Raw genomic sequence first — 26,568 nt, forward strand, 5'->3', positions numbered from 1 at the left:
CATTTATTTCTCTTATAAAAGACAGTTTAACAGGGAATTGTGTTTAAACTGTGATATCTCTTTTAAAAAACCGTGACCTGCTCTTATTTGTTCTTTTTCCAGTATTGCGGATTCATGGTGCAGAAGCGGATCATTTTTTCAGGGAGCTTTTTGTATCGTTTTCCGAGAAAATATCCGGCGTATTTGGAGACACTTTGCAAAAACAGTCCGGGGATCAGCCATATGTGGCCTGTTTTCAGAAGATATGCCATGCTTTTTTTTACCAGCCGGATGCCCTCACCTTCGGAAGGCACTCCTTCAAAAACCTCCGGATGCTCCGCCTGGGAAACTCCCAGATCAAAATTCCTGTGGAACTGCTGCATACAGGTGTAATTGTGAGAATGATATACACGCGCTTCTGATACATAGGCAACTCCATAGCCTTTTTTTACCATCCAGCCTGCATAGATCATATCTTCATTAAAAATAGCATGCTCCGGAAATCCACCAATCTCATCATAGATCCTGTGATCATAAGCAGCACAGACGTTGGAGCAGAAATATGTTTTGATCCCGTAGGTCTGTACATCTTTTTCCGTTTTCAGACAGGACTGTTCCGGATAATTAAAGGAACGGGTATATTTTTCCAGAAATCTGCAGTCCTTTTTTGGAAGCTGACGCGCATAAGCGGCTCCTGCCTGTGGATTCTCTGCAAGAGCTCCTACCAGTGCTCCGATCAGTTCCCTGTCTGCCGGCATTGCATCCTGTGTCATAAATACAAGGATCTCCGCATCCGAAAGCTCTGCCGCCTGCCTTCTGGTACCGCCATGGTCAAATTCTTCTTTTGTAAGATGCCGGACTTCCACAAGCGGATATTCCTGTTCCCAGGTCTCTTTCCAGAATTTCTTTTCTGTATTCATGACAAGGATCTTATTGATAGGATATTTCTGTGCGCTGAGTCTTTCCAGCAGTTTTTCAAATTCTTCTCCCGGACGGTATGCCGGGATGATCACGTCTGTTTTTAATGTTTTCATATTTGTCTCCTGTCCAGAAAGGACCACCCGTTACTGGATGGTCCCTTCTGCTGGTTGCTCATTTTGATGTTTTATTCATTCTCCGAATAATCTTCTCCGTCGGTATAATCGTTATAATCCGTATCGGAATCGCCTCCGGAATAGTCCGTATCTGTGCTGTAATCGTCTCCGGAATAATCCGTATCTGTGCTGTAATCGTCTCCGGAGTAATCCGAATCATAATCTGTGTCTGTGCTGTAATCAGCATCATCACTTGTGTCCGTACTGCTGTAATCTGTGGATGTATCTCCCTGCCACGTGTACGAATCATCCGTTGCGTCATTCGGTGTATCTGTCACCGCAGGTGCAGTGTCCTGCACGTCGCCTCCGCCTGCGATATTTGTAATCTGGGCACTTCTGTTGAGTACATCCTGCGTCGGAGTGTAACTGGTGTCTCCATACAGAAACTGATGCATCTTCAGAACATTGGATTCCAGTGTGGTAGGTACGATAACGCTGCCCTTTACCTGGGCAAATTTATAATCATTGGGAAAGCCTGTAGTTTCATCAATACTATAGCCGATCATAGCCGGGATCATCTTCAGGATCTCTGTTTTGGAAACAGAAGTTTTGACCATCGGGAATACCTGATCCATAATATCAAAGATAGTGGAAAGTCCTGCCTTTTTCGCCTTATCTACGATCATCTGGATCACTCGTCTCTGTCTCTCGGTACGTCCCATATCAAGACTTGCAGTATAACGGATACGGCAGTAGGAGGTAGCCTGTACACCATTAAGATGATAGGTATCTACGATCGCTTCCTCATCCTCCGGCTTCGGATCCGGCAGTTCGATCGGTGTGTAGCTCTTTCCGGTTTCCTCTGATGTCTCCACACAGTAATTGTTCATATGAACGATCTCCGCATAGGAAAGAGGGATGTCCAATCCTCCGAGGCAGTCTACCACAGTTACCAGCGCATTAAAATCAATGGCAACATAATCTGTGATATTCAGATCCAGATTCGTATTCAGCATGGAAACCGCGTTGGTCGGTCCGCCAAATGCATATGCCGAATTGGCTTTGGAATAGGTATCATCCTTTACATTGAGAAGGGTATCTCTATAGACAGACACAAGTTTGACTGCCTTTGTATCATTGTTGATACTCGCAATGATGATGGTATCACTGTTCTCTGTATTCAGCTTCTCATTCTTGCTTCTGTGGTCCAGTCCGAACAGTGCATAGGTGGTATATCCCGTCATCTGCGGTGCCTGATCATTGGTTACAATATCCTGGTCTGCAAGATCTGTTTCCTGGATGTCGATCTTATCCAGTTTGGCTGAGATCTGACCATAAACGAACAGACCTCCGATAAACAGGAGCAGTACGACGATCTCCAGGATAAATAAAATCTTCTTGCTTTTTTTCCGAGGTTTTGACATCTTTTCCTTTTCCCCTTTTTAGTATGCGTTCTTATTAATAAATCCTTTGAATATGGTAAGAAACATGATCTTTATATCAAATCCCACAGACCAGTTTTCGATATAATACAGATCACACTCTATCCTTTTTCTGATAGAAGTATCTCCACGATAGCCATTTACCTGTGCCCACCCGGTAAGACCCGGCCGCACCTGATGCTTGACCATATAACGTGGTATCTCCTCCCTAAACTTTTCTACAAAAAACGGCCGCTCCGGTCTTGGTCCCACAAGACTCATCTCACCCTTCAGAATGTTAAAAAGCTGTGGAAGCTCATCCAGACTGGTATGACGCATAAATTTACCGATTCCGGTAACTCTTGGATCGTTCTTTACTGTCCACGCCTTTTTTTCTTCTGATTCTTTCTGGATCTCCATGGACCGGAATTTATACATCCGGAAAGTCTGATTGTGAAGCCCGACACGTTCCTGCTTATAGATCAGCGGTCCCGGCGAAGTCAGCTTGATCAGCATACACAACACCAGCATCACCGGTGAGGACACAATGATCGCAACGATCGCGCCTGCAATATCCATAGATCTCTTGATCAGTGCATTAAACGTGTTGCTCAGGGGCACATACCGGATATTGATCACCGGAAGCCCGAGAATATCTTCTGTATATGGTTTGGTCGGAATAATATTATTATAATCCGGAATAAATTTTGTGTGCACGCCGGATTTTTCACAGAGTGCAACGATCTCTTCCAGACGATAATACTCACTTAAGCCCAGGGTAATGGCTATCTCATCCAGACGACTGGATGGAAGGATGATCATCAGATTGGCGATTCGACCGATCACCTTAACGCCCTTATAAGTAGTGCCTGCCGGCACATTGTCATCCAGTATGCCCCTGATCACGTATCCCCATTGCGGATTCTGCAGGATCCTGTCTACATATTCCTCGGCAGCACGGCTGTATCCTACCAGCAGCACCTGTTTCTGGTTCATTCCTTTTTTGCGCATATCCCGGAGAATGTAAAATATGACCATACGCACAAACCATTCCAGGACGATATTGATCACACAGAAAGAAACCAGAGTAAGACGGGAATAGTCCAGCTCTTTAAAATTGTAAAGTGCAAACATGATGATAAGGAGCCCTAACGCATTTGCCTTCACAATTCCGGCAAGTACGAGACGACGCCCCTGCATTCGCATCGGTGTATAAAGATCAAAGGCCTGATAAAGAAGTAAATATCCCGGAATAATGAATATCAGCATAAACATATATTCCTGGACGGTCTTGGACTGGACCGCCGAATGTTCAAAAATTCCCTGAAAACGGATCAACCAGGCCAGGGCATAGGAGGCCGCGATCACAAATACATCGATCAGCATATGGAGACGACTGAAATTTTTCTGGTTGTCTTTAATCAATTTCCGCCACCTCATTTAAGTTCATTGCTTTTATCTTATAATAGATGAAACTCAAAAGCAATAAAATCTTCCCTCCGAAATATAAAAATTCTGTGAAAATATGATGTCTTAACCGGCAAAACGCCTAAAAATGTTGATCCAGAGTTCAAACTGGAGCTGTATATAACGCGGAAGATTCCTCATGGAAAATCTGACTTTTTTGTTTTTGCGGCTGATCTGAAAGCCGTTTTTGATGCCTGCAAGGTACTCACGTCCGAATCCCTTGGACGCAAAAAACAGGATCTTCGCACCGAATCCCACCAGAAAAAACGGAAGGTTCAGCACGATCTGGAGAAACGGCATATTCTTATAGATAAGATAAATATTGTTTCTGGAAGAATACCGGATCTTAAACTGATTATATCTGGAGCCGCTGGTGCCGCTTCCTACATGATAAACCTTCGCTTTTGGAGCATACCAGTTCTGATAACCGCAGATCCTGGCACGATAGCCGATATCCAGATCCTCCAGATAAGCAAAATGCTCCTCATCAAAATCTCCGATCCTGTCAATAAATTTCTTACGGTAGATCGCAGCTCCCGCACAGGTGGAAAAAATCTTCTGCTCTCGGTCATAATGGCGGATATCCTTGCCTTTTCCCCTGGCAAAAGCCCAGCCAAGGGCACAGTAATAATTTCCGGCATCATCCATCTTGTCCCTGTCATGAAGCTGGATCATCTTTGCCTGACAGGAAAATGCCTTCTTATGTCTGCGCAGGGCAGCAACCATCTCCTCCAGGAAATCCGGTTCCGCTTCCGTATCATTGTTCAGAAGCAGCACATATGGGGAACGTGCCGCACGGATCCCTTCATTGACGGCTCTGCTGAAGCCGTAATTCTCCGGAAGCTGTATCATGTGTACCCATGGATATTCCGCCGAAACAAACGCACAGCTGCCATCAGTGGAACCATTATCCACTAGTATAACCTCAAAATTACGGATAGTCTGTCTTTCAAGACTGGAAAGAACACCATCCAGATATGCCATTCCGTTAAAGTTTGGTATGACTACTGATACTTCCTGCATTGCTTTATCCCTTCTTCTTTCCCATTCCCGGAAGGGGCTTCAGGGAATAATTCCATTTGGTTAAAGAAAGATTTTTGTTATAGTATGGATCTCCTTTTTTCAGGATATCCAGCCAGTGACAGCGCATGTATTCGATCTCCGTCTGGAAACGGCGGACCTTTTCCTCGCTGTCCTCAGTGCCTCTTGACTTGGATTCGTAATGATAGAGCTTCACATACGGATCATAGACGATCAGATGGCCGTGGCTTCGCACCTTCAGACAGAGATCCACATCATTAAACGCAACTGCAAGCTCTTCCGTAAAGCCTCCTGCCTCCAGAAAAACTTCCTTCTTCATCATCATACATGCTGCAGTCACACAGCTCATATCCTGCAGAAGAGAAGCCTTATGGAGATATCCGGTACGCTCTGCCGGCATATTCACAAACATGTTCCCGGCAATTCCGCCCATTCCCACCACGCAGCCTGCATGCTGAATGGTGTTATCCGGATAGATCAGCTTGACGCCAACTGCACCTGTTTCCTTACGCTGGCACACGCTCAGCATCTCTGACATCCAGTCCGGATCGATGACCTTTACGTCATTATTCAGAAAAAGCAGGTAATCTCCTTTGGCATGGCGCACCCCGAAATTGTTGATGGCAGAATAGTTGAAGCCTTTTTTCCAGCGGATCAGATGGACCCTGGGATCCTCCGAAAGCTTTCTGTAATACCGGAAGATCTCTTCGGAGCTGCTGTTATTCTCCACAATGATGATCTCGTAATTTTTGTAGGCAGTTTTTTCAAAAATGGATTCCACGCAGGCCTGAAGCGTTTCTTTCTCCTCACGGTTTGGAATGATAACAGAAACCAGAGGTTCTCCCTGCACCGGATACTTCACACGGTAAAATCCAAAATCCGGAGTATGCTCCACGGTTCCCGGAGTTCCGGTCCGTTTGAGATTCCCCTCAATGGCACGTCTGCCGGCTTCAAAAGCATACATCTTGCTTGCCGGATTATCTGCTGTGGAGGATTTGTGGGTCCTCCAGTGATAAAGGATCTCCGGTACATGGACCACTTCCCTGGCCTGCTCCACACAGCGGAAAATGAAATCATAATCCTGGGCGCCGTCAAATTCCCGGCGGAATCCGCCCACTGTCTGCACTACGGAACGTCTTACCACCAGAAAATGGCAGATATAATTATTGGATCTTAAAAGATCCAGGTTAAAGTCCGGTTTCAGATGGGGCTGAAAATGTTCAGAAAGATCTGTCGTGACCTTATCCTCATCTGTATAGATCACATCCGCCTCTGGATGCTCCTCCAGTGCCGCCGCGATCTCATACAATGCATTAGGTGCCAGCAGATCATCATGATCCAGAAGTGCGATAAAATCACCCTCTGCCATGGCAAAAGCCGCGTTTGTATTTTCTGCAATGCCAAGATTCTCTTTCAGATCCTGATAGCGGATCCTCCTGTCCATCTCTGCATAGGATCTCAGCACAGTCTGCATGTCTGGATCCTCCGGACTTCCGTTTGCCAGACACAGCTCCCAGTTCTCATATGTCTGTGCAAGGAGAGAGTCCAGCATCTGTCTTAAAAAACGCTCCGGTGTCAGATATGCAGGTACCACAATGCTGATCAACGGCCCATCCGGAAATTTGCGTTTCCGCTGCTTCTCCAGTGTTTCCTCGTCAGGTCTGTATGCCTCATACCATGGTCCGTAAGGAACCTCTTCCGGTTCAAAACGTTCATGAAGCCGGATCCAGAACTCTTTCAGACCATAATGCTTCAGGTATCTTAGGCCCTTCTGTACTGTATAGGGGGAAAGCTTCTTTATAAGTCTGTCCCATTGGATCTTTCCTGTAGAATCATCTTTACTCATATATTATCTCCGTATTACTCAGTTTGATGTTACTGTTCACTCTGTTCTCAGTAACAGTTTGATGAACATATTTTACCATTCCATCATTTTTTTTGCAAGGAAGAGAGGAAATGTGTTATACTGAGCTTACGTATGTATTGCTTACATAAGAATTATTTTTTATACAGGAGTACCATTTATCATGAAAAAATCAAGAATAACCACAGCGCTTCTGGCTATTGGGATCTCCGCTTCCATGGTGTTCCAGACTCCAGTTTTCGCCACAGAAGAAACCGCTGTTGCTGTATCCTCCGGTATTACCACCAATGGGATCAGCGGATGGCCTCAGGGGCCTGAGATCACTTCCGCATCTGCCGTGATCATGGAAGATACTTCCGATACGATCCTCTATGCCAAGGATATGGACACCACGCTTTCTCCGGCCGGCGCAGTTAAGATCATGACCTGTCTTCTGGCACTGGAGAACAGCCAGCTTGACGATCAGGTTACCATGACAGAAACCGGCGTATCCGGTGTTACAGACGGAGGCGCTCATATTTCCTCACAGCTCGGAGAGGTATTTACCATGGAGCAGTGCCTTTACGCTCTGATGCTGGCCTCTGCCAATGACATTGCACTCCAGGTTGCAGAACAGATCGGTGGATCTGTAGATGCCTTTGTCCAGAAAATGAACGACCGTGCCAAGGAGCTAGGATGTACCAATACGGTATTCACCAATCCTACCGGTCTCCCGGATGACAACCAGCATACCACAGCACATGATCTGGCTCTGATCATGCAGGCGGCTATCCGTAATGACAGCTTCCGCACCATCTCCGGAGCCACCTCCTATACGATCCCAGCTACCAATGTTTCCGGCGGTACCCGTAACCTGACAAGCTCTTTTACCATGACAGATCCTGCATCCGCTTCCTATTATGAAGGATGTATCGGCGGTCGTGAAAGTACCACCACTGCTTCCGGAAGCGTTCTTGTCACATCTGCACAGCGAAACGGTACTACTCTGATCGCAGTAGTCATGAACGGAGCGACCGGTCAGACAGCCAACGAAGCGATCTCACTTCTGGATTACGGTTTTTCCAATTTCCAGCTTCTGGATCTCAGCGAGGATGATTTTCACATCCTGTCCGGCGGCACTGTAATGGTTCCATCCGGCGCGACCGCAGACGACCTGACTACGGAAGATACGGAATCTGATGGTCAGATCTTACGCACCTATTCCTTTGGCGGAACTCAGGTGGGAACTGCAGTTGTCGAGGATCCCTCCCAGGAAAGCTCCTCCGATGTACTGGAAAATGATGAAAACATGGATTCTGCAAAAGCTTATTCCGAATCCAGATCCCAGATCCCGTATTTTGCCATTGGCGGTGTGGGCATCCTGCTCCTGATCCTTCTGCTGTGGCGCATGATCCGGATCATCCGTTCCTGATCTTGGTCCCCAGGCGGATATACTTCAGAATTAAAAAATCCCTCCTATGTACCGGTCATATCCGGATACATAGAAGGGATTTTTTTCTGCCATCTCACCCATCGGGGTGTCAGCCATAAAACGGAACTACCAGGAAGATATAGCATAAAAACGGCGAAGCAGCCAGAAGTGCTGTCAGGACCCGGTATATCCACATTCTGATATTTTCCTTTTTTACAAAACGCTCAAGCAGACGATTCCAGCCGGCTGTCACAAAATACATGGCCGGATACAGTGCCGGCATGATATAACGTCCCTGTGCCTGGTTGTCACTATAATATACATAATACATAAACAGACCCACAGGGATCAGGATCAGAAGGATCAGCAGCAGATGAAAGATCCCTTTTCTGTCCCATTTATCGTACACGGTTATTGTTTTTATCTTCAGCTTTTCACTTCCTGCTGCTTTTCGTTCTTTTACCACAGTACGTTTCTTCGGATAAAATATTCCCAGCATGGTCAAAATACCGATCCCACCCATTCCAAAGAACAGGAAATATGCCTTGCTCACACTATAAGGCATATAGATCTGCATCAGGCCAAAGGTTCCGATAAAGCTTACCAGAACTGTCAGCAGCCAGTTATGCTGCCAGCCCGGGTCCTGATACAGAAGGATATCCTTCCATGACCAGTTCAGCTTCTCCGGTGTAGGGTATCTGGACGGTCTGTAATCAACAGCCGCATATTTTTCCGCACACTGTGCACAGGCTTTTCTTCCGATAAGATCTCCGTCATAGAGAACGGCATTTCGTATAAACCACCAGCCGCATAAGGCAAGGGTTACTGCCGCGATCACGATCCCTCTCCGGAGCAGAAATGCAACTCTCTGTTTTACCGGCTCTTCCCTGCACAGAAGGACTGTCAGGCAGAAAAACAGGAAGCTGCATAAGATCCATCCGTAGGCATTATAGTAGGACAGTGCACAGACTGCCATTCCAACAGCCAGAAGGATCGAATTTCTGAAGCTCCAGTCTCTCGCTTCCAGATAACAGGACCAGGAATACAGGATCATCGCCATGGATAAAAGCGCCAGGGAATCCGTGTTTACATAAGTTCCCAGAAACAATGCCTGCGGCATAAAGCCTGCCAGTGCGGCAAACAGCCATCTTCCCTCTTTCGGAAAAAGCTTTCCGGATGCTTTCACCACAAAATATACCGCTCCAGTCACAAAGAGCACATCTGCCATCCTCGCCGCATGGAGTAATCCGTCTGCAGATGCATGGAACAAACCTGCGATCCCCATAAAGACAGCAGATACCATATAGGAAAGGATCGGATAATAGGCATAGGAAATCCCCCATGTCGCATCACGGATGGTTGGCTCATCTCCAAGAGGCAGCTTTCCCGGATGCTCATGAAGATACTGTGCCACCATGTAGCGCATTTTTTCATCGGGGCCTGCCCCCAGGGGCTGCATAAACGCCCATGCAGTCAGGAGCAGAAATGCTGCCAGGACAAGAACCCCTGCCTGAACTCTCTCATCCTTCCAGATTTTTTTCTTTTCCAAAATATAACCTCCTATATCCGCTTCAGAGAGAAATCCTGGCTCTCCAGTGTAAGGTTCGGATTATAGTAAGGATCTCCGTCACGGAGGATCTCCGGCCAGTGCTTCTCAAAGGAAGCGATCTCGCGGTTAAATCTTGCCACCTTCTCCGGTGTATCCTCAAGACCTCTGGATTTGGATTCATAGTGATAAAGCTCCGCATAAGGATTGTATACAACCAGATATCCGGCTTTTCCCAGACGAAGGCAGAAATCTATGTCATTAAAGGCAACCTGAAATTCCTCACTTAATCCGTGAACCTTATCAAAGGCCTCACGCTTCACCATCATGCAGGCTGCGGTTACAGCGCTGTAATCCTGGGCACAGATGATCCTGTGGCAGTATCCGGTAGCGTCTCTCTTCTGCTGCACAAAGCAGTGTCCCGCAATACCGCCGAAGCCAACGACTACTCCTGCATGCTGCACGGTATCATCCTCATAATAGAGCCGCGCTCCTACAGCTCCCACATCCGGTCTCATACAGTATCCCAAAAGCTGCTCCAGACAGTCCGGACTGATGATCTCCGTATCATTGTTGAGAAGAAGCAGATAGTCACCCTTAGCATGAGCAGCTCCGAAATTATTGATGGCAGAATAGTTGAAAATACCATCCCAGTACACCACATGGGCTTTCGGATTGGATGCTTCCAGCTCTTTATAGTAAGCAAAGGTCTCATCCTCCGTACTGTTATTCTCCACGATCACATACTCATAATTGCGGTAAGTTGCCTTTTCTTCGATGGAATCAATACATCTCTTCAGATCATCGATGTGATCCTTGTTTGGGATGATAATGGAAATCAGCGGTTTTTCCTCCCAGAGGAATTTTGTACGGTAAAGTCCAAGATATTCACCCTTTTCGATTTCCACCGGAACTCCGATCCTGTCATAATGAGCCTTGATGGCACGTGCTCCTGCATCAAAGGCATACATTTTGCTTTCCGGATTCTCTGCTGTGGAATCCTCATGGCATCTCCAGTGATAAAGGATCCTGGGGATATGATGGATCTGCTCTCTTCCCGCAGCTTCCACACAGCGGAACACAAAATCATAATCCTGTGCACCGTCAAATTCCTTTTTCAGCATTCCGATCTGATCCACGATTTCTTTTTTTACGACAAAAAGATGACAGATGTAGTTTACTGTACACAAAAGATCAATATTGAAGTCCGGTTTGAAATGCGGCTGAAAGAATTTGTGCCCGTCCATGGACATCTTATCTTCATCGGAATACAGAACCTTAAGCTCCGGATCCTCATTCAGCGCTTTCACACACCGGAACAAGGCGTCCGGCGTCAGCTCATCATCATGATCTGCAAACACGATAAAATCTCCTGTTGCCGCTTTCATGGCCGCATTGGTATTCTCTGCGATCTGAAGTGCCTGGTCGTTGCGGATCACACGGATCCTGTCATCACTTTTTTCCAGCCTGTTCAGATAATCGGTAAGAGGAGAATCTACTCCGCTTCCGTCGGAAAGACAGAGCTCCCAGTTCCCGTAGGTCTGGGCTTCTATGGAATCTACCAGCTGCTGGAGATATTTTTCCGGTGTTTTGTAAAGCGGGATCACAATACTGAATTTTGGATTCCTGGAAAATTTCGTTTTTCTTTCTTCTGCAAGCTCTGCCTTGTCCGGCAGATGCTTCACAATCCATTTGGAATAATCCACCGGACGGTTTTTACGGTCCAGCACCTTTCCAAATACCTTTCCGGTAAGGGCTGCTGCCCCGTGAAGCTTCATGTAACGGCTTCCCTTACGGAAATATACCGCAACTTTCTCCGCAAGGCGCTTCTGTGGCTGCAGATGTACCAGACGAAGCGTCCGCACATTGCCTGCCTCAAATACAATGTAGAATTCCTTCACACTGTCATAATGGAATTCAAAGAAAAAACCGCTCTTCTCATCGATCTCTGTTTCCTGGTACTGATTCTGTACATCCACACGTTTCAGTCTGGTGATCTCGCAGGGGATTTCCTTCCGGCTGCGATCCTCCAGGCGTATGGTCAGGGGGCTGTTAAAGGCTGCCCAGCCACGGACACGGCAGATCTTTTCCCCGGCTTCCACCTCGATGCTCTCAATAAAGTACTGCGGTTTTCCCTGTTTCCTGTAAAGCTGTGCTGCAGGAACAGAAAACCACCGGACACGTTTTTCACCCTTTACCGCATAAACAACAAGCTTCTTTTTGCCCTCCAGATCCGGCAGGCAGATTTCCATCTGCACACGTTCTCCGTTTACCAGATCCAGATCCTTAAAGCGCTCCAGGGCGCTGACACGCTCCTGGGCACTGATGGCTGCCGGAAGCTTTTCCCCGTCAAGAACGGCTTCCGGCTTATGATCCTTCGGCCAGGTTCCCTGAAGGTGATACAGAGAACTGTCCTTCAGGTCAAACCTGTCCTTTTCTACTTCGTATAGCTCTCGCTGCATAACAATTCCTCCATTGCATCCTTTCCGGTATTTACTGTAAGGTAATGTTCCATAACCTTCTGATGTGCAGCCTCACCCATGGCTTTTCTGGCCTTCTCATCAGTAACCAGAGCTTCCAAGGCATTGACCCACTCTTCTTTTGTGGTGCACATCCAGCCATCTTTTCCGTTTTCGACCACGTATTCCATCTCACAGTTACGGCTCATGACACTCGGAACCTTTACAAGGGCAGCCTCTGTCCACTTATTCTCGGATTTGCACCAGTGGAACAGGCTGTTCTCCAGTGGCATCAGATTGATATCAAGTCCTGCGATCACGGCAGGCAGCTGTCTCCAGTCCATAAACGGAAGCTTCTCGATGCGGTTCTGCACCGGCTCCATTCCGGATTCATCCAATACACCCACCAGCTTCAGGTAAACCTCCGGGTGGCGCTCCATCACCTCCAGAAGTGCTGCCTCCACCTGGGCAAAATCCTGATCATGCGTTTTGGAACCACTTAAATATCCGATATAGATCCGGTCTTTAGCCTTGTCTGTCTGCTCCACAGCCTCGTGAGACAGGATCTCCATCTCCATACTCATACAGTTTCGGTTGATCACCACCGGTTTTTCCGGAAATTCTTCCCGGATCTCTCCTGCCAGTGTCTCCGTAGATGTAAAATATCCGTCGCAGAATCCCATACATCCGCGGATACGGTCTGTAGTTGTGCGGAAGTCACTGTACTCGCTTCCCTTCAGGAAATGCAGCCCGGAAATTTTTTCGTAATTAAATACCAGGTCATCCACATCATAGTAAACAGGGATTCCGGCTGCTTTCGCCCGGTTGGCAAGCAGTTCTGCTTCCATCAGCTTGCTGCAGCGGTACATCACGATCGCTGTATATTCCTCGATCTTTTCCTGCTCTGCCTGGTCTATCTGGATAAACTTCGATGCATAGCCTTTAAGGATCAGCTGCTCCCGGAAATGCTCCACACGATATCTGGAAGCAAAGGAAATCTCCTCTCCTACGAAAAGAAGCCTGCGTTTTTCCACAGGGAGCTCACTTTCGCCGAGAGTTTTCCACAGAGAAATCATCTCTTCCACAATATTCTCCGGCTTCTCATCTTTCAGGACAAGGCCCTTGGCATAGCGTTTCACACGTTCTACAGGTGCACCTACCGGAAGTACCGCTACCGGAAATCCCATGGAAATGATCTCCGAGGTTGTGTAGGAGAAGGTCTCCGGCCATACGGACGGGATCAGGAACATATCAATATCCTGCTCCAGGGTAAGTCTTGGAATCTCCTCTCTTGTATATCTTCCTGTCTGGGAAAATACCGGACTTTCGATCTCTTCGTCGGAAGTACCGATCAGTCTCAGACGGATATTCAGTTCATTCTCTTCGATATATCCTGCAAGCGCCTTCACAACCTCCAGGCCTTTTTTGTAGCAGAGTACGCCGATAAGACCAATGTTAAAGGTCTCTGTGGTTTTTTTATTTTTTTTCACTGCCGGAAGGTAATGGGGTGCATGCGGGATCACATGGAGATTGTATACATCCGGATAAGCACGCTTGAACAGCCTTGCCGTATCATCGGAAAATGCACGGATCTCATCACAGTTTGACAGAAATTCCCGGAATTTTGTACGCCAGAGCGTTCCGGTTCCGTATTCTGTGCAGGCATTGCTGCGGTTATCCGGAATACATTTATCGCAGACCTCACAGGATGGAACACCACAGTATTTTCCTTCTGCATCGATCAGATTCACTGCCGGGCAAAGGGCAAAGAAATCATGAAGAAGCATAAGGAGCTTCGCACCCTGCTCTCTCTTAAGACGCAGGATACGTTCCAGGGTTCCGTAAATATTCTGATAGGTCACAAGCTCGTTGATCCAGATCTCATCCACACGCATCAGCTCACCAAGGGCAGTTTCCAGATCATTTGCAAAAAATTCCATCTCATACTGCTTATACTGATACGTAAAGTAAAAACGATTGCTTACGATATTATAGCGGATGGTCACAAAACGGTATCCTTCCCGCAGAGCCAGACGTCTTTTCTCCACAAGATAAGCCGTTGCACCGCCGCCAAGATCATGGTCAAAGGCCACAATGGTAGGCACATCCAGCTTCCTGTTGAGAAGCTTCATTTCCACGTAGAGTCTTACCGGACGAAGCGGGTCTCTTCTGCAGTAATCCGCAGTATCCTTGTTGTAATCCGGATGCTTGCGGAGCAGCGCCTCACTGTGCTCTTTCAGAAGTCTCTGCTTTTCCTCAGACGGGAAGCTTCCACCATGCTTGTGATATACAAACAGGTTATCCACATGCACGTTCTCATAGCCTGCAGCTATGGCACGCTGGCACCAGTCATTCTCCTCACCGTAGCCTTTTCCGAAATTCTCCTCATCCAGAAGGCCAACCTCCTGGATCGCTTTCAGGTTCATACCCATGCAGAAGCCCACACCGGTAGGCATAGCCGGATACTGCGGACGGATCATGCGGAATTCATCATCGATCTCCCACAGCGGCATTCCCTCAAACAGTTTGTTATCCCGGCAGAAATCCGGGAAGCTGCAGATGGTTCCGCAGGTGGTAAACGGTGTAGTAGTTGCAATATTTTCCTTTGCAAAGATCGGAAGCATCAGGCGCTCCAGCCACTCTTCCGGAACCTCCACATCTGTATTTACAAGAGCCACATGATTTTCCGCCATCTTTAATCCACGGTTTACAGACGGAAGAAAGCCCATATTGGTCTCATTATTCAGAAGTACCACATTGTCATGCTCTGCGGCATATTTTTCCAGATAGTTTCCTACCTCAGGATCCGGACTCTTGTCATTTACGAGGATCAGACGATAAGGAACCTTCGTTTTTTCAATTCCGGAAAACAGGGCATCAAAATACTCCAGTCCGTTGTAAACCGGCACGATCACATCCACCTTCTGCTGATAGACTGCCTGTGGATATGCCTTTCTCGTGCTGCGTACATGACGCTGTTTGAAATGGCGGAGATTTCCGATACTCTTCGGATCTTCGATCGCGTATACCAGAAGCTCTTTCTGATCCCTGGTTCCCGGGATCTTTCCGATAAGGAATCTTCCGGTATCCGCTGCGGTTCCGTATTCCAGGAAAACAGAAGTCTCTGCCGGCGCAAGAACCGTTGCCAGGAAAGAAAACCCGGCACTTTCCGCATCCGGATTTCCAATGGCATTAGCCACATCCGTACGGTAGATCGTAGTACAGGAAGCCTCCTGAAGCTTCTGTGTTCCCTGATAAAATGCGATCCTTGGCTGTCCCATAGACGCAAACGTCGGATCAAAGGCCCAGCCAATGGCATTTAAGGTGCCATTCTCATAATGGAAGAAATCAACACTGCCCATACAGGTAGGAGTTGTCTCCACTCCCATCACTGCCGCCGGCTCTGTATGATAGCGAAGAACCTTTTTGACCAGTCTCTTTACCTGCGCTTTTTTGCCTGGATGACGAAGGGCCTCTTCCTGCGCACGTGCTGCTTCCTCTGCAGCTTGCTTTGCGGCACGTTCAGCCTCTTTTCTGATACGCTCCTGTTCTCTTCGTACTTCACGCTCTTTTTCAAAGGCCAGAAGCTTTTCCACATCCGGAAGCTCAAGGCAGTCAAGTTTTCCCTCTATTACAATCCTGTCCACATTTTCCGGGTGTGTAACATCGATAAGATAAAAGCCATCGGTGGTAAAAAACGCAGTGGTACTGTTATCCACTTTCATATGGACACCCTGAGGCACAAGCTCCGCGCTGCATCCACAATCCAGACGCTCTATCCTCACTTTCAGGAAATGACCGTTTGCGGGATTCCAGCGGAGATTTCGTATTCCTTTGATACCGGAAAGCGCAAACTCTACCCGGAAACGGTTTCCGGAAAGTTTTCCCTCTGCATAAAGTGTATGCTCTTCACAGAATCCCTCACCAAGATCATAGTATATCTTGCTGTGCATCTGATGCTTTTCTCTTTCTCTGTTCACCAGCTCTGTTACGGAAACCGGCACTTTTTTCTGTTCAAACGGGATCAGAGAACCACAGCCCACATACTCATAGACGAAATGCATGGTCCAATCCATAAATATCTCATAGTCTGTATAGCTGATGTCAAACTCCGCCATCATCTCATCCTCATGACATAACCGCGGCAGCTCAGAAACATGTGTATACAGTTCATGGATCAGGCGCCACATGATAAAATTCACAGGCACAGGGAAATCAAACATCCACTCATAATCTATGATCTGATTTTCCTTTTCTCCCATAAAGATGTTGCTGCAGATCAGGTCCACATTGGCCGGGCAGACACATTCGTAATCCTCTCTTCCCGGATGATCACCAAATACCTCGCGGAACTCTCCGGTCCTGTAATCCACAACCTGACGAGCCCCGAAAAATTCCTGATAGAATTTTTTAAGAAGGGCCTTGATCTCTTCAAGATCTTCTTTATAGGCAAGCTCTGCGATTTCCTGGTGAAGAGTTTTTCCAGTAAGGAGCGGATAAGAGATCTTTCCGTTTTCTGCCCTGCAGGGAAGATTCTTGTATTTATCGGATCCAGTACTCTCTGTTCCGGTTTTTTCCAGTTTTTCCACAAATTCCTCAGCCTGGGGCACCATAGCCTCTTTTTCCGCACGGACCTCTCCGTTCTCCCGGACGATCCTGGTCAGAAGACGGAACTTTTCTTTTCGCTCCTGGTTCAGCTTCACATAAAGGATTTCCTCCGGGTCCCGGTTTTCGGTACGTCCTGCCTCCACAAGAAAAGAATTCACAAAGCTGTCCAGGATCTTCTCTTTTTCGAAGGCCTTTACGCCTTCACTTTCTGCAAAAAGATCTGCTGTCTTATCTGTGTATACAGGATAGCTTCTTCCGTAGGAATTGGTATAAAGGCTCTCATCTGTAAAAATCTCTGTCGGAAATTTGTAATCCGGATACGGGTAGTAAAAGCGCAGAAAAGGAAAGCCGCTGTTTTCCAGCAGCTCTCCCAGTTCATTCTTGGAAAAGGTGCGCACAGACTGATTTCCCGGATATCCATTGATTCCGAAAAAGTGAAGATCTGTGTGATCCTCCGGTGCTCCGGCAAAGTACTTCAATCCCAGTCTGTTCTCAATGGCGATCAGAAGTCTTCCCTCCGGCTTCAGATAAGCGCCCATACGCTGAAGAAATGTCTCGTAAGGAGTTTTTCCCTCGGTAAAGCTCATGGCATACTCCAGCACACCGTTTACTACCACATAGTCGAATTTTTCCGGAAAAGTCATGTCATTCAGGTTTCCAACCATGATCGTCAGATTTTCCTTATCCCTGTTTCTCGCATAATTGATATCTGCCCGACGTTTGGAAAGCTCCACGGAAGTCACATGACCGGCCTTGCGGCAAAGCATTCCGGTAATGGCTCCGCATCCGGCTCCGATCTCCAGAACGGAATCCGCCTTTTTCAGAGGATACCAGCTTAAGATATTCTCCCGCAGCCCTGAAAAATGGTAGACCATTGGAAAACTCACCTCTTCCTCCGGCAAGTCTTCAAAAGATTTGCCTTCCTGTGCCATTTTCAGAAGTGTTTCCTCGATATCCCCATCGGAATAATGATCCTTCGCCGTATAATAATCTAAATTCAACTCCGCCATAGTCGTTCCTCCACTTATTTCACAGATACTTTGGAAAACAGATCAAAATATCCCACTGCTTTCTTATCTGTGATCACGGTCAGGTTACACACATCGTAAAGACGATGAAATACGGTAAAATCGCCGTCTTTATATCCGGTGCAGCCCAGACACAGCATATATTCCCCTGCCTCCAGAGGCATCACCTGTTTGAAGGTGATCTCACGGACATCGCCTGCCTTCTGCGGTTTCAGAGGCGTATGTTCATACATGGTATTGGTTCCTGTGATCTCGGTGCCTTTCAGATCTTTCAGGGTAAATGCAAAGATCGGATCGCTGACATCTGCCTGGAACTTCACTTTCATCTGAACGGAAAATTCCTTGCCTTTTTCGATCACATTGGTGATCATACCTGTATCATCCCGGATGGCAAAATCCACGATCTCGCCAAGCTTACTGCCGTATTCCAGGACCTTGGGATTCAGGTTCAGGCTGTCCTTCATAGCTTTACCGCTTCCGGTATGTGCTTTCAGTGAAACGTCTGCTCCGGCTGCCTGGTTCTCCGTCGCCTGTCCCTCTTCTGCATCGTCTGTGTTTTCTTCCAGATCTGCATCGTCATACTGATTGACCAGCACACGACGGTAAAGATTGACCATCTCCTTGGCACCACCCTCTGCAAGCTTCTCACCTTTGTTTAGAAGCACAACACGGTCACAGTATTTTCCGATGCTGCTCAGGTCATGGCTTACAAACAGAATGGTCTTCCCCATTTCCTTGAACTCTTCGAACTTCCGGTAACATTTTGCCTGGAAAAATACATCTCCCACGGAAAGAGCCTCATCAACGATCAGAATCTCCGGATCGATATTGATAGCTACCGCAAAAGCCAGACGCACGAACATACCACTGGAGTATGTTTTTACCGGCTGATAGATAAAATCACCGATATCTGCAAAATCCAGAATAGACTGCAGCTTGGCATCGATCTCTTCCCTGGAAAAACCGATCATGCTTCCGTTGAGATATACATTTTCAAGTCCGGAATATTCTCCGTTAAATCCGGCTCCCAGCTCCAGAAGCGCTGAGATTCTTCCGTTTACGGCTATTTCCCCGGCCGTGGGCGAAAGTACGCCGGTGATGATCTTCAGGATCGTGGATTTACCAGAACCATTTGTTCCGATAATTCCCACTGTTTCTCCCTTATGCACCTGAAAGGATACATGGTTGAGCGCATAATGCTCTTTATATTTCTTTTTTCTGGATAATCCCAGGGACTCCTTAAGACGATCCATAGGATTATCGTAAAGCTTGTACATCTTACTGACATCATTTACTGAAATCGCAATATCTTCTGCCATTTTCAACCTCACTTTTGTGTAAATCGTTCACTCTCACAATCTGCCGCCGTTCTGCTTTTTATCCTTACAGAGCAAATCCCCCATGGGAACTGTCAGATCCGGATCAGGCGGATATCCGCCATCCGCATTCAATTAAAGCACATCTGCAAAATGCGGCTTCAGACGTTTGAATATCACAGATCCCAGTCCGAAAAGCAGGATCGTAACTACCCAGAAATAGATCGTCCATGAAGCATGGTTCCAGATCCCGATATGACCAAGCATGGAATCGCGGTAACCCGTAACTACATAGTACATCGGATTCAGCTTAAACAGCTTGATCAGCCATGGATGTGAAGAAAGCATATTGATATCCCACATGATCGGTGTAAGCCATACACCCACCTGAAGAAAAATACTGATGATCTGGGTCAGATCACGGAAAAAAATGACGATCGCACTTGTAGCATACACGAGTCCCAGTACAAAAAGGAAGGTGCAGACAGAGTAATAAATGATCTGCAATGTATAAAGGCTTGGTGTATATCCGTAGCATGCACATAAGATCAGCGCAAAGGCCACAAAGAAAACATGCACGAAAAGTGCGGAGATGATCTTTACGATGGGAAGGATGCTGATCTTGAATACAACCTTCTTCACAAGATAATTGTATTCGATCAGGGCATTGGTTCCACCGTTTAATGCATCCTGGAAGAAAAACCACGGCACGATACCGGATACCAGATAGAGTACAAAAGGGTAATCCGATACCGTTCCGGCCTTCAGTCCTACGGAAAATACAAACCAGTAGACCAGGATCGTTACGATAGGCTGGATAAATGCCCAGACAATACCAAGATAGGATCCTGCATATTTTGTTTTGAAATCATTTTTTGCAAGGCTTAAAACCAGCTTTCGATTCTGGTACAGCTCCGCCGGCAAAGCTAATATTTTCTTCATTCTGCAATTCCTTATCGATTCTTATATTCCTCGAAGCTTCCCCACTTCTGGTCCTTGTCGGAGAAAATAAGCTCCATACCTTCCGGGATCGGCCACTCAACGTTAATGTCCTTGTCATTCCAGATCAGTCCGCCCTCATCGTTTGGATGATAGAAATCAGAGCACTTGTAAGTGAACTCTGCATTCTCGGAAAGTACCAGGAAGCCATGAGCAAATCCCTTAGGAATAAAGAACTGTTTCTTGTTTTCTGCGGAAAGGACTACACCATACCATTTTCCAAAGGTCTTGGAGCCTTCACGAAGGTCAACCGCAACATCAAACACTTCTCCGTTTACCACACGTACCAGCTTGTCCTGGGGATAGCTGATCTGGAAATGAAGTCCGCGGAGAACACCATAACGGGAGCTGGACTGATTGTCCTGAACGAATTCCACATCAATGCCTGCTTCCTTGAAATCGTTATAATTGTATGTTTCCATGAAATATCCTCTGGAATCACCAAATACAGTTGGCTCGATCACTTTCAGTCCTTCAATATCTCCGCACTGTGTTACTTTTATTTTTCCCATTTTTTCTTTCTCCTTTTCTGTTTTGATTTATTTGTGATGTTTCTTTTCTTTTATTCTGAGAGCCGCAAGAAGGGCGATCAGGATCAGGATCATCGCTGCCATGATCATAAGAAGGATCTTACGCAGGGCAGGAATGCTCTTTTTTTCGCTGGTACTCTCTCCGGCTGTACTCTTCTCTGTTGTTTTGCTGTTATCTTCCTCTGCTGCTTCTGTGGAATCTTCCGCTTCGGAACTGTCCGCTTCCTGGCTGTCCTCTGTTGCAGCGGTCGGTTCCGGTACCGGTGTATCAGTTGCCTGTGCAACACTTGCGGTACCGATCAGATAATCTCCGAAATAGTAACCGGTTTCTGTTTTCCCATTGGTATTCTCTGACTTCTCGGTAAGGGAATTCAGCTCCACCCCTTTTGGAAGGAATACATAGCCGCCATTTACTTCTGTTTTTGTGAAATTCTCAAATGCGTAATTGAACATAGCTGTACTGTCCATACAGGAATTGGAAAGCTCTGTTCCACGCATAGTCACTGCAATATATGTGGTATTATCTCTGGTCACTCCTGTGACAAGTGTATGCCCTGCCGCAACGGTAGTTCCGGTTTTTCCACCAATGCAGCCTTCATAGTAAAATCCGCTTTCCGGTGCAAACATAGGATGATGGGTATGCAGGATCCTCTGCTGGCTGTTCATATTTGTAGGCTGGATGATATAGTCCGGTGTGCCCACGACCGTACGGAATGTTTCATTTTTCAGGCCTTCTCGGAAGATCAGCGCCATATCCCGTGCTGAAGAATAATGATTATCATCCGGAAGTCCGCTGGAATTTGCAAAATGTGTATTGGTACATCCGATCTCACTGGCGCGCTGGTTCATCATATCGATAAATGCCTGCTCTGTCCCGCCGATATGCTCTGCGATCTGTGCCGCAACGTCATTGGCAGACTGGATGATCAGAGCATGAAGACAATCCTCCATAGTCAGGACTTCGCCCACCTTTGTGCCGATATTACTGGAATCTGCCGTAACATTACGCACCCCGGTCTCTGTAAAGGTCACCTTCTCATCCATGGTGGAGTTCTCCACTGCCACCAGCAAGGTCATGATCTTGGTAATGCTGGCCGGATATCTCTGTTCATCTCCGCCCTTGTTATAAAGAACAACTCCTGTGTCTGCATCCATCAGGATACCGGTATCTGAGGTAATATCCGGTCCTGCCGGCCATCCCTGGATCTGGTTGGTGCTGATATCATATTTCGCATTCAGATCCACTGCAGCCATGGTCTGTAACGGCAGCATCAACGCCACACTGACTGCTGCGAAAACTGCCAGTAATTTTTTTGTTTTTTTCATAGCTCTCCCCTTCTTCTGTCAAAACCCGTCAAAGGAAGCAATCGCATCCACAACTCTCTTCGCATCCTCCATATCCAGATTATAGAACATGGGCAGTCGCATAAGACGCTCGCTTTCTTTTGTAGTATAAACATCTTCTCCGGAAAATCTTCCGAATTTTTTTCCTGCCGGTGCGGAATGAAGGGGTACATAATGGAACACACTGCAGATATCCTTTTCGCGGAGATATTTCAGAAGCCTTGTGCGTACCTGGATATCATGTACCTTAATGTAGTACATATGTGCATTATGTGTGCATTCTTCCGGTACATAAGGCTGCTGGATCTTTCCTTCCTCCGCCAGAAACCTGAGGTTCTCATTGTAAAAATCATAGATCTGCATCCGCTTATCGCTGATCTTCTTATGCTGCTCCAGCTGGGCATAAAGATATGCCGCATTCAATTCGCTCGGAAGATAGGATGATCCATAATCCATCCAGCGGTATTTATCTACCTGACCACGGAAAAACTTACTGCGGTCCGTTCCTTTTTCTCTCAGGATCTCTGCCTTCTCCAGGTACTGATCCCCGTTGAACAGGATCGCACCTCCCTCTCCCATGGTATAGTTCTTAGTTTCATGGAAGCTGTAGCAGCCAAAATCTCCAATGGTACCAAGGGCTTTTCCCTTATAGTAGGCATCCACACCCTGGGCCGCGTCTTCCACTACCTTCAGATCATGTCTTCCGGCAATCTCCATGATCGTGTCCATCTCGCAGGCTACTCCTGCATAATGGACCGGAACGATCGCGCGGGTCTTATCTGTAATCGCCTGTTCGATCAGCTTCTCGTCAATATTCATGGTATCCGGCCGGATATCCACAAATACGATTCTTGCACCGCGAAGCACAAAGGCATCTGCCGTTGATACAAAAGTATAAGACGGCATGATCACCTCATCGCCAGGCTGGATATCTGCCAGAAAAGCAGCCATCTCCAGTGCATGGGTACAGGATGTTGTCAGCATCACATGACCCACATGAAAGCGCTCTTCCATCCATGCAGAACATTTCTTCGTGTAGATCCCGTCGCCGCAGAGCATTCCCCGTTCTACTGCGTCACGGATGTACTCAAATTCCTTACCTGTAAACGCAGGTCTGTTAAAATCAATCATGTATTTCCTCTTTATTTCTTATTCTTCATGGTTTTTCTACATTAACTGCACATTCCATTTTCTCACACTCATGTTGTAAATTCAATGCCTATTTTTCTGCCGGTGCATAATCCGGGATCTGATTATGGTATGCCACCTCCTGGCCGTTGGGATCCAGAATATGCATTTCCTCATAAAACTCTTCTGTGAGAAGATCCATTTCCTTACGATTCTCTGTTTTTACATAATATAATGCCAGATACGGATTAGGACCATGCTCAATGACCTTCTCTCCTTCCTGATAAAAGATCCAGGGCTTTTCCACCTGTTCTTTCTCTCCCAGCCGGACTGCCGCAGACTGATCTTCAATGGTAAGAAGCCTTCCCTGAAAATAAATGACAGCTCCACAGCACTGTGGTTTATGAACATCGTGTTCTGCAAGCATTTTTTCCAGTTTATCCGGATCATAGAGAGATGCAAGAAGAAGCTCTTCCATATTAAAGCCATAGACCATATCGGTCAATTCATGCTCATATCCGAAAAATCGTGCGGCGATCTCGCAGACCTGGATACCTTCTCCCGGCTTCCAGAAAAACTGCATGGAAAGGGCTCCGTCTTTCTGACCGGTTCTGTCCGCATATGCCTGAAGAAGTTCTGTGGCAGGCTTTTCAACTTTTGACAATAATCTGGAAGGATACACATTTCTTGTGCTGATGGGGATCTCACCTTTGGCAACAAATGTCTTTTCACGGTCTGCAATACTGATCACATGGACTTTTCCATGCCGCACCCAGGTCATCATATTGAATTCATAGCCATCGTTATATTCTTCCACCAAAATCTCCGGCATATCAGAAAATCCTGCTGTTTTTTCTGCCCCGTTTATCAGCTCCCCCAGATCTTCGGATATATAGATCCCACGGGAGCCGTATTTATCCAGTGGCTTGCTGACCACCGGATAACGAAGTCCCTCAAGCAGCTCTTTCAGCTGAGTTCTTTTGGACCTGTCTTTAAAATATGCGATCGGGATTTTTCGAAAGCCCGGAGTGGGAAGTCCCAGTTCAGTAAGCAGTGCTCTGGTCGCTGATTTATCACGATACCAGGGAAGCTGCTCCGGTTTCAGATAACAGGGGATTCCTGCCCGGTCCGCGATCTTTACCATACATTCCAGAAGAAGGTCGGAAAAGGATGTGATGATCCCATCGATCTCTTTTTCTCGGCAGAGACAGGCGATCCGTTCCGTATCTGTTACCGGGATCTGAAATGCCTCATCTGCAAATTTTCTTGCCGGACCATCCGGATATCCGTCGCAGACAATGGTGTAGTATCCTTTTTCCCGGGCCTTCTGCACCAGCTGCTCAAATTCTCCCAACGTTCCCAGTATCAGCAATCTGTGTTTCATGATTCCGTTTCCTCCCATTCTCTTATGGAATCCGCGATATACTGCATTTCTTCTGCCCCGTATCTCTGGTCACAGGGAAGCGGCAGCACATTGGCAGCCCAGTCATATTCCATGGTATCCCTGTCAAATTCTTCCAGGATATTACGCCAGTTTGTCGGCACAAAAATCTTCCGGCCTGCCAGCCAGCGTCGAAGCTCTAATCCGTTCTTATGATAATACGGATAGGCAAACGGTCCCTCCGGCACCTCCCCTGTAAAAGCATTCCTTGAAGGAAGAAGCTGCGACAGCAGGCGGTAGTTCTGTTCTCTTCTTGCTTTGATACCGGAATAATCCATAGTCCTGAGGAGGTTTCCGGTCAGACGGGACATTCGGCGGATCTCCATCTCATGATAATTTGCTGCATTATCCAGCATTTTCTGATAGAAGGTTCCGGCATCATATTCATAACGTCCCAGAATATGCTCCATTCTTCCCATGGAATGATCCAGGGGCTTCTTTTCCGGTTCCAGTTCCGCATCGGTAGACAGATATGCTCCGTCACTGACTCCGAGAAATTTTCTGCAGGAGTACAGAGTGTCCACACCCGGCAGCGGCTTCTGAAAAAACGCATGCGTATGATCCACAATGATATTTCCATAGATTTTTTTATATTTCCGGATCTTATCATCGGTAAGCTGGCCATAATAATTTACCAGATACAGATATTCTCCTTCCGGAAGAATTCTCTCCTCAAGAACCGGATGCAGACCTTCATCCATATGATAAAATTCGATTTCTGCCCCGGACCTCTCACAGGCACCGGTTACGGAATCGCAGAGAAAAAATGGCAGGTAGATCTTTTTGCACCTGCGTGCTTCCATCAGCCACAAAAGCGCTGTTCTTCCGAGATTCACGCCGCAGAGATCCGGATAGTATTCCTGTCCCGCCGGTTCTTCCAGTTCCAGATAGCCGCCGATCTCTTTTTTCATCAGTCTGTCTCCTCCTGACGGATCACATAGTGCGGCATCTTTTTGGCCTCATTGAGAATATTCATGAGATAAATACCGATGATCCCGATCGAAAGCAATGTCAGTCCGAAAAATGCCAGCATCACAAGCATCAGAGATGTCCAGCCTTCCACTGAGATCCCGCATAGAAAATATCTCACCAGATAATAGATCCCCAGTAAAAAGCTTACCAGAAAACTGGCAATGCCGATGTTTCGCACCATAAGCAACGGAAATGCCGTATGGGCAGTAATATCATAGATGAGATCCTTCACAAGGCGGCGAAAAGAATATCCGCTCTTTCCATATGCACGTGCTGCATGCTGCACCGGAACATTGATGATACGGTTGGAGCTTAAAACCAGAAGATTTCCAATCTGCGGAAGATATGTATTGGTCTTCAGCATGGCTTCCACCAGAAACCGGCGGATCAGTCGATAACTGGTGATCTGAAGGTTCGGATCCTTGCCAAGCATTTTGGAAGTTGCCCATACAGACAGCTTTGTGCCCAGCTTCCGGATCAGATTATGCTTACGTCCTTCATAGCTTGCAATGATCACATCCACATCGTCACGTTCCTTCATTACATTGATCATTTTGGGGAGCTCCTCAGGCTGATGCTGAAGGTCATCATCCATAGTTACGATGAACTCTCCCTTTGCGTGGGCAAATCCGCACAGAAGCGCAGGATGCTGTCCGAAATTCCTTGCCATCTGGATGATCTTGACACGGGGATCTTTTTCCCGGAGTTCTTGCATAACCGCAAAAGACCGGTCCCTGGACCCGTCATCTACAAGGATCAGTTCAAATTCTTCTTTTATCGTTTCACGGAATACTTTTTCCAGACGGGTGTACAGTTCCTGCAGCGTATGTTCTGAATTGTATACAGGAACAACCACTGAATATAAACACATATCGTTTTTCCTCTCTTTTGTATCAATTGACACTTATCGTTTAATCTTATCATTTTCATTTCCTGTTGTAAACCGTTACATTGTTCAAACATTTTCTTGCATAAACCTG

17 protein-coding genes are annotated in these 26,568 nt (G+C 46.8%); 1 reads left to right on the forward strand and 16 read right to left on the reverse strand.

Annotated features, from left to right (window positions below; all coding sequences use genetic code 11):
- Positions 1-83: 83 nt before the first annotated feature.
- The 5 genes from LI091_RS07215 to LI091_RS07235 all read right to left on the reverse strand — a co-directional run bounded on the left by LI091_RS07215 (position 84) and on the right by LI091_RS07235 (position 6,788).
- A complete protein-coding gene (locus LI091_RS07215; RefSeq protein WP_195635197.1) occupies positions 84-1,013 on the reverse strand; it encodes a glycosyltransferase family 2 protein in 930 nt (309 codons plus the stop codon).
- A 71-nt stretch (positions 1,014-1,084) separates the two neighbouring features.
- Positions 1,085-2,437 carry an LCP family protein gene (locus tag LI091_RS07220; protein WP_092072540.1) on the reverse strand — a complete coding sequence of 451 codons (1,353 nt, stop codon included), beginning with the start codon at positions 2,435-2,437 and terminating at the stop codon, positions 1,085-1,087.
- Positions 2,438-2,455: 18 nt separating this feature from the next.
- Positions 2,456-3,859 (reverse strand): undecaprenyl-phosphate glucose phosphotransferase, encoded by a 1,404-nt coding sequence (locus LI091_RS07225; RefSeq protein WP_022426969.1) that lies wholly within the window; start codon positions 3,857-3,859, stop codon positions 2,456-2,458.
- A 108-nt stretch (positions 3,860-3,967) separates the two neighbouring features.
- Positions 3,968-4,924 (reverse strand): glycosyltransferase family 2 protein, encoded by a 957-nt coding sequence (locus tag LI091_RS07230; RefSeq protein ID WP_059086137.1) that lies wholly within the window; start codon positions 4,922-4,924, stop codon positions 3,968-3,970.
- A gap of 4 nt (positions 4,925-4,928) precedes the next feature.
- The gene (locus tag LI091_RS07235; RefSeq protein ID WP_021651910.1) at positions 4,929-6,788 is read right to left on the reverse strand and encodes a glycosyltransferase family 2 protein; all 1,860 of its coding nucleotides are present in this window, start codon (positions 6,786-6,788) and stop codon (positions 4,929-4,931) included.
- 181 nt (positions 6,789-6,969) lie between these two features.
- Between LI091_RS07235 and LI091_RS07240 the strand changes: the two genes are divergently transcribed.
- Positions 6,970-8,217: a D-alanyl-D-alanine carboxypeptidase family protein gene (locus LI091_RS07240; RefSeq protein ID WP_059086138.1), complete on the forward strand. Its 1,248-nt coding sequence runs from the start codon at positions 6,970-6,972 to the stop codon at positions 8,215-8,217.
- Positions 8,218-8,326: 109 nt separating this feature from the next.
- Here the strand turns inward: LI091_RS07240 and LI091_RS07245 are convergent, their stop codons facing one another.
- The 11 genes from LI091_RS07245 to LI091_RS07295 form a co-directional block, all read right to left on the reverse strand.
- Positions 8,327-9,766, reverse strand: a complete 1,440-nt coding sequence (locus LI091_RS07245; protein ID WP_022426967.1) for an ArnT family glycosyltransferase — start codon at positions 9,764-9,766, stop codon at positions 8,327-8,329.
- Positions 9,767-9,777: 11 nt separating this feature from the next.
- Entirely contained in the window at positions 9,778-12,225 is a 2,448-nt protein-coding gene (locus LI091_RS07250; RefSeq protein ID WP_118368917.1) for a glycosyltransferase family 2 protein, read from the reverse strand.
- Complete coding sequence (locus LI091_RS07255) at positions 12,201-17,840, reverse strand: glycosyltransferase (RefSeq protein ID WP_265190989.1); 5,640 nt, start codon at positions 17,838-17,840, stop codon at positions 12,201-12,203. Before LI091_RS07255 ends, LI091_RS07250 begins: the two co-directional genes overlap by 25 nt.
- 14 nt (positions 17,841-17,854) lie before the next feature.
- Entirely contained in the window at positions 17,855-19,177 is a 1,323-nt protein-coding gene (locus LI091_RS07260) for an ABC transporter ATP-binding protein (protein WP_118625862.1), read from the reverse strand.
- A 132-nt stretch (positions 19,178-19,309) separates the two neighbouring features.
- Positions 19,310-20,116: an ABC transporter permease gene (locus tag LI091_RS07265; RefSeq protein WP_015527413.1), complete on the reverse strand. Its 807-nt coding sequence runs from the start codon at positions 20,114-20,116 to the stop codon at positions 19,310-19,312.
- A gap of 11 nt (positions 20,117-20,127) precedes the next feature.
- Positions 20,128-20,685: a dTDP-4-dehydrorhamnose 3,5-epimerase gene (gene rfbC, locus LI091_RS07270; RefSeq protein WP_015527414.1), complete on the reverse strand. Its 558-nt coding sequence runs from the start codon at positions 20,683-20,685 to the stop codon at positions 20,128-20,130.
- Between the two features lie 27 nt (positions 20,686-20,712).
- Positions 20,713-22,029, reverse strand: coding sequence for a D-alanyl-D-alanine carboxypeptidase family protein (locus tag LI091_RS07275; protein WP_129975627.1), 1,317 nt, complete (start codon positions 22,027-22,029; stop codon positions 20,713-20,715).
- A gap of 18 nt (positions 22,030-22,047) precedes the next feature.
- The gene (rffA, locus tag LI091_RS07280) at positions 22,048-23,178 is read right to left on the reverse strand and encodes a dTDP-4-amino-4,6-dideoxygalactose transaminase (RefSeq protein ID WP_015527415.1); all 1,131 of its coding nucleotides are present in this window, start codon (positions 23,176-23,178) and stop codon (positions 22,048-22,050) included.
- An 88-nt stretch (positions 23,179-23,266) separates the two neighbouring features.
- Positions 23,267-24,559 carry an ATP-grasp domain-containing protein gene (locus LI091_RS07285; RefSeq protein ID WP_265190990.1) on the reverse strand — a complete coding sequence of 431 codons (1,293 nt, stop codon included), beginning with the start codon at positions 24,557-24,559 and terminating at the stop codon, positions 23,267-23,269.
- Positions 24,556-25,527, reverse strand: a complete 972-nt coding sequence (locus tag LI091_RS07290) for a hypothetical protein (RefSeq protein ID WP_173722526.1) — start codon at positions 25,525-25,527, stop codon at positions 24,556-24,558. The genes LI091_RS07285 and LI091_RS07290 overlap by 4 nt, the downstream gene beginning before the upstream one ends.
- Complete coding sequence (locus LI091_RS07295; RefSeq protein ID WP_015527419.1) at positions 25,527-26,459, reverse strand: glycosyltransferase family 2 protein; 933 nt, start codon at positions 26,457-26,459, stop codon at positions 25,527-25,529. The genes LI091_RS07290 and LI091_RS07295 overlap by 1 nt, the downstream gene beginning before the upstream one ends.
- Positions 26,460-26,568: the final 109 nt, after the last annotated feature.

Source organism: Blautia sp. MSK20_18 (genome assembly GCF_020553125.1).
In the GTDB taxonomy this organism is placed as follows: domain Bacteria; phylum Bacillota; class Clostridia; order Lachnospirales; family Lachnospiraceae; genus Blautia_A; species Blautia_A fusiformis.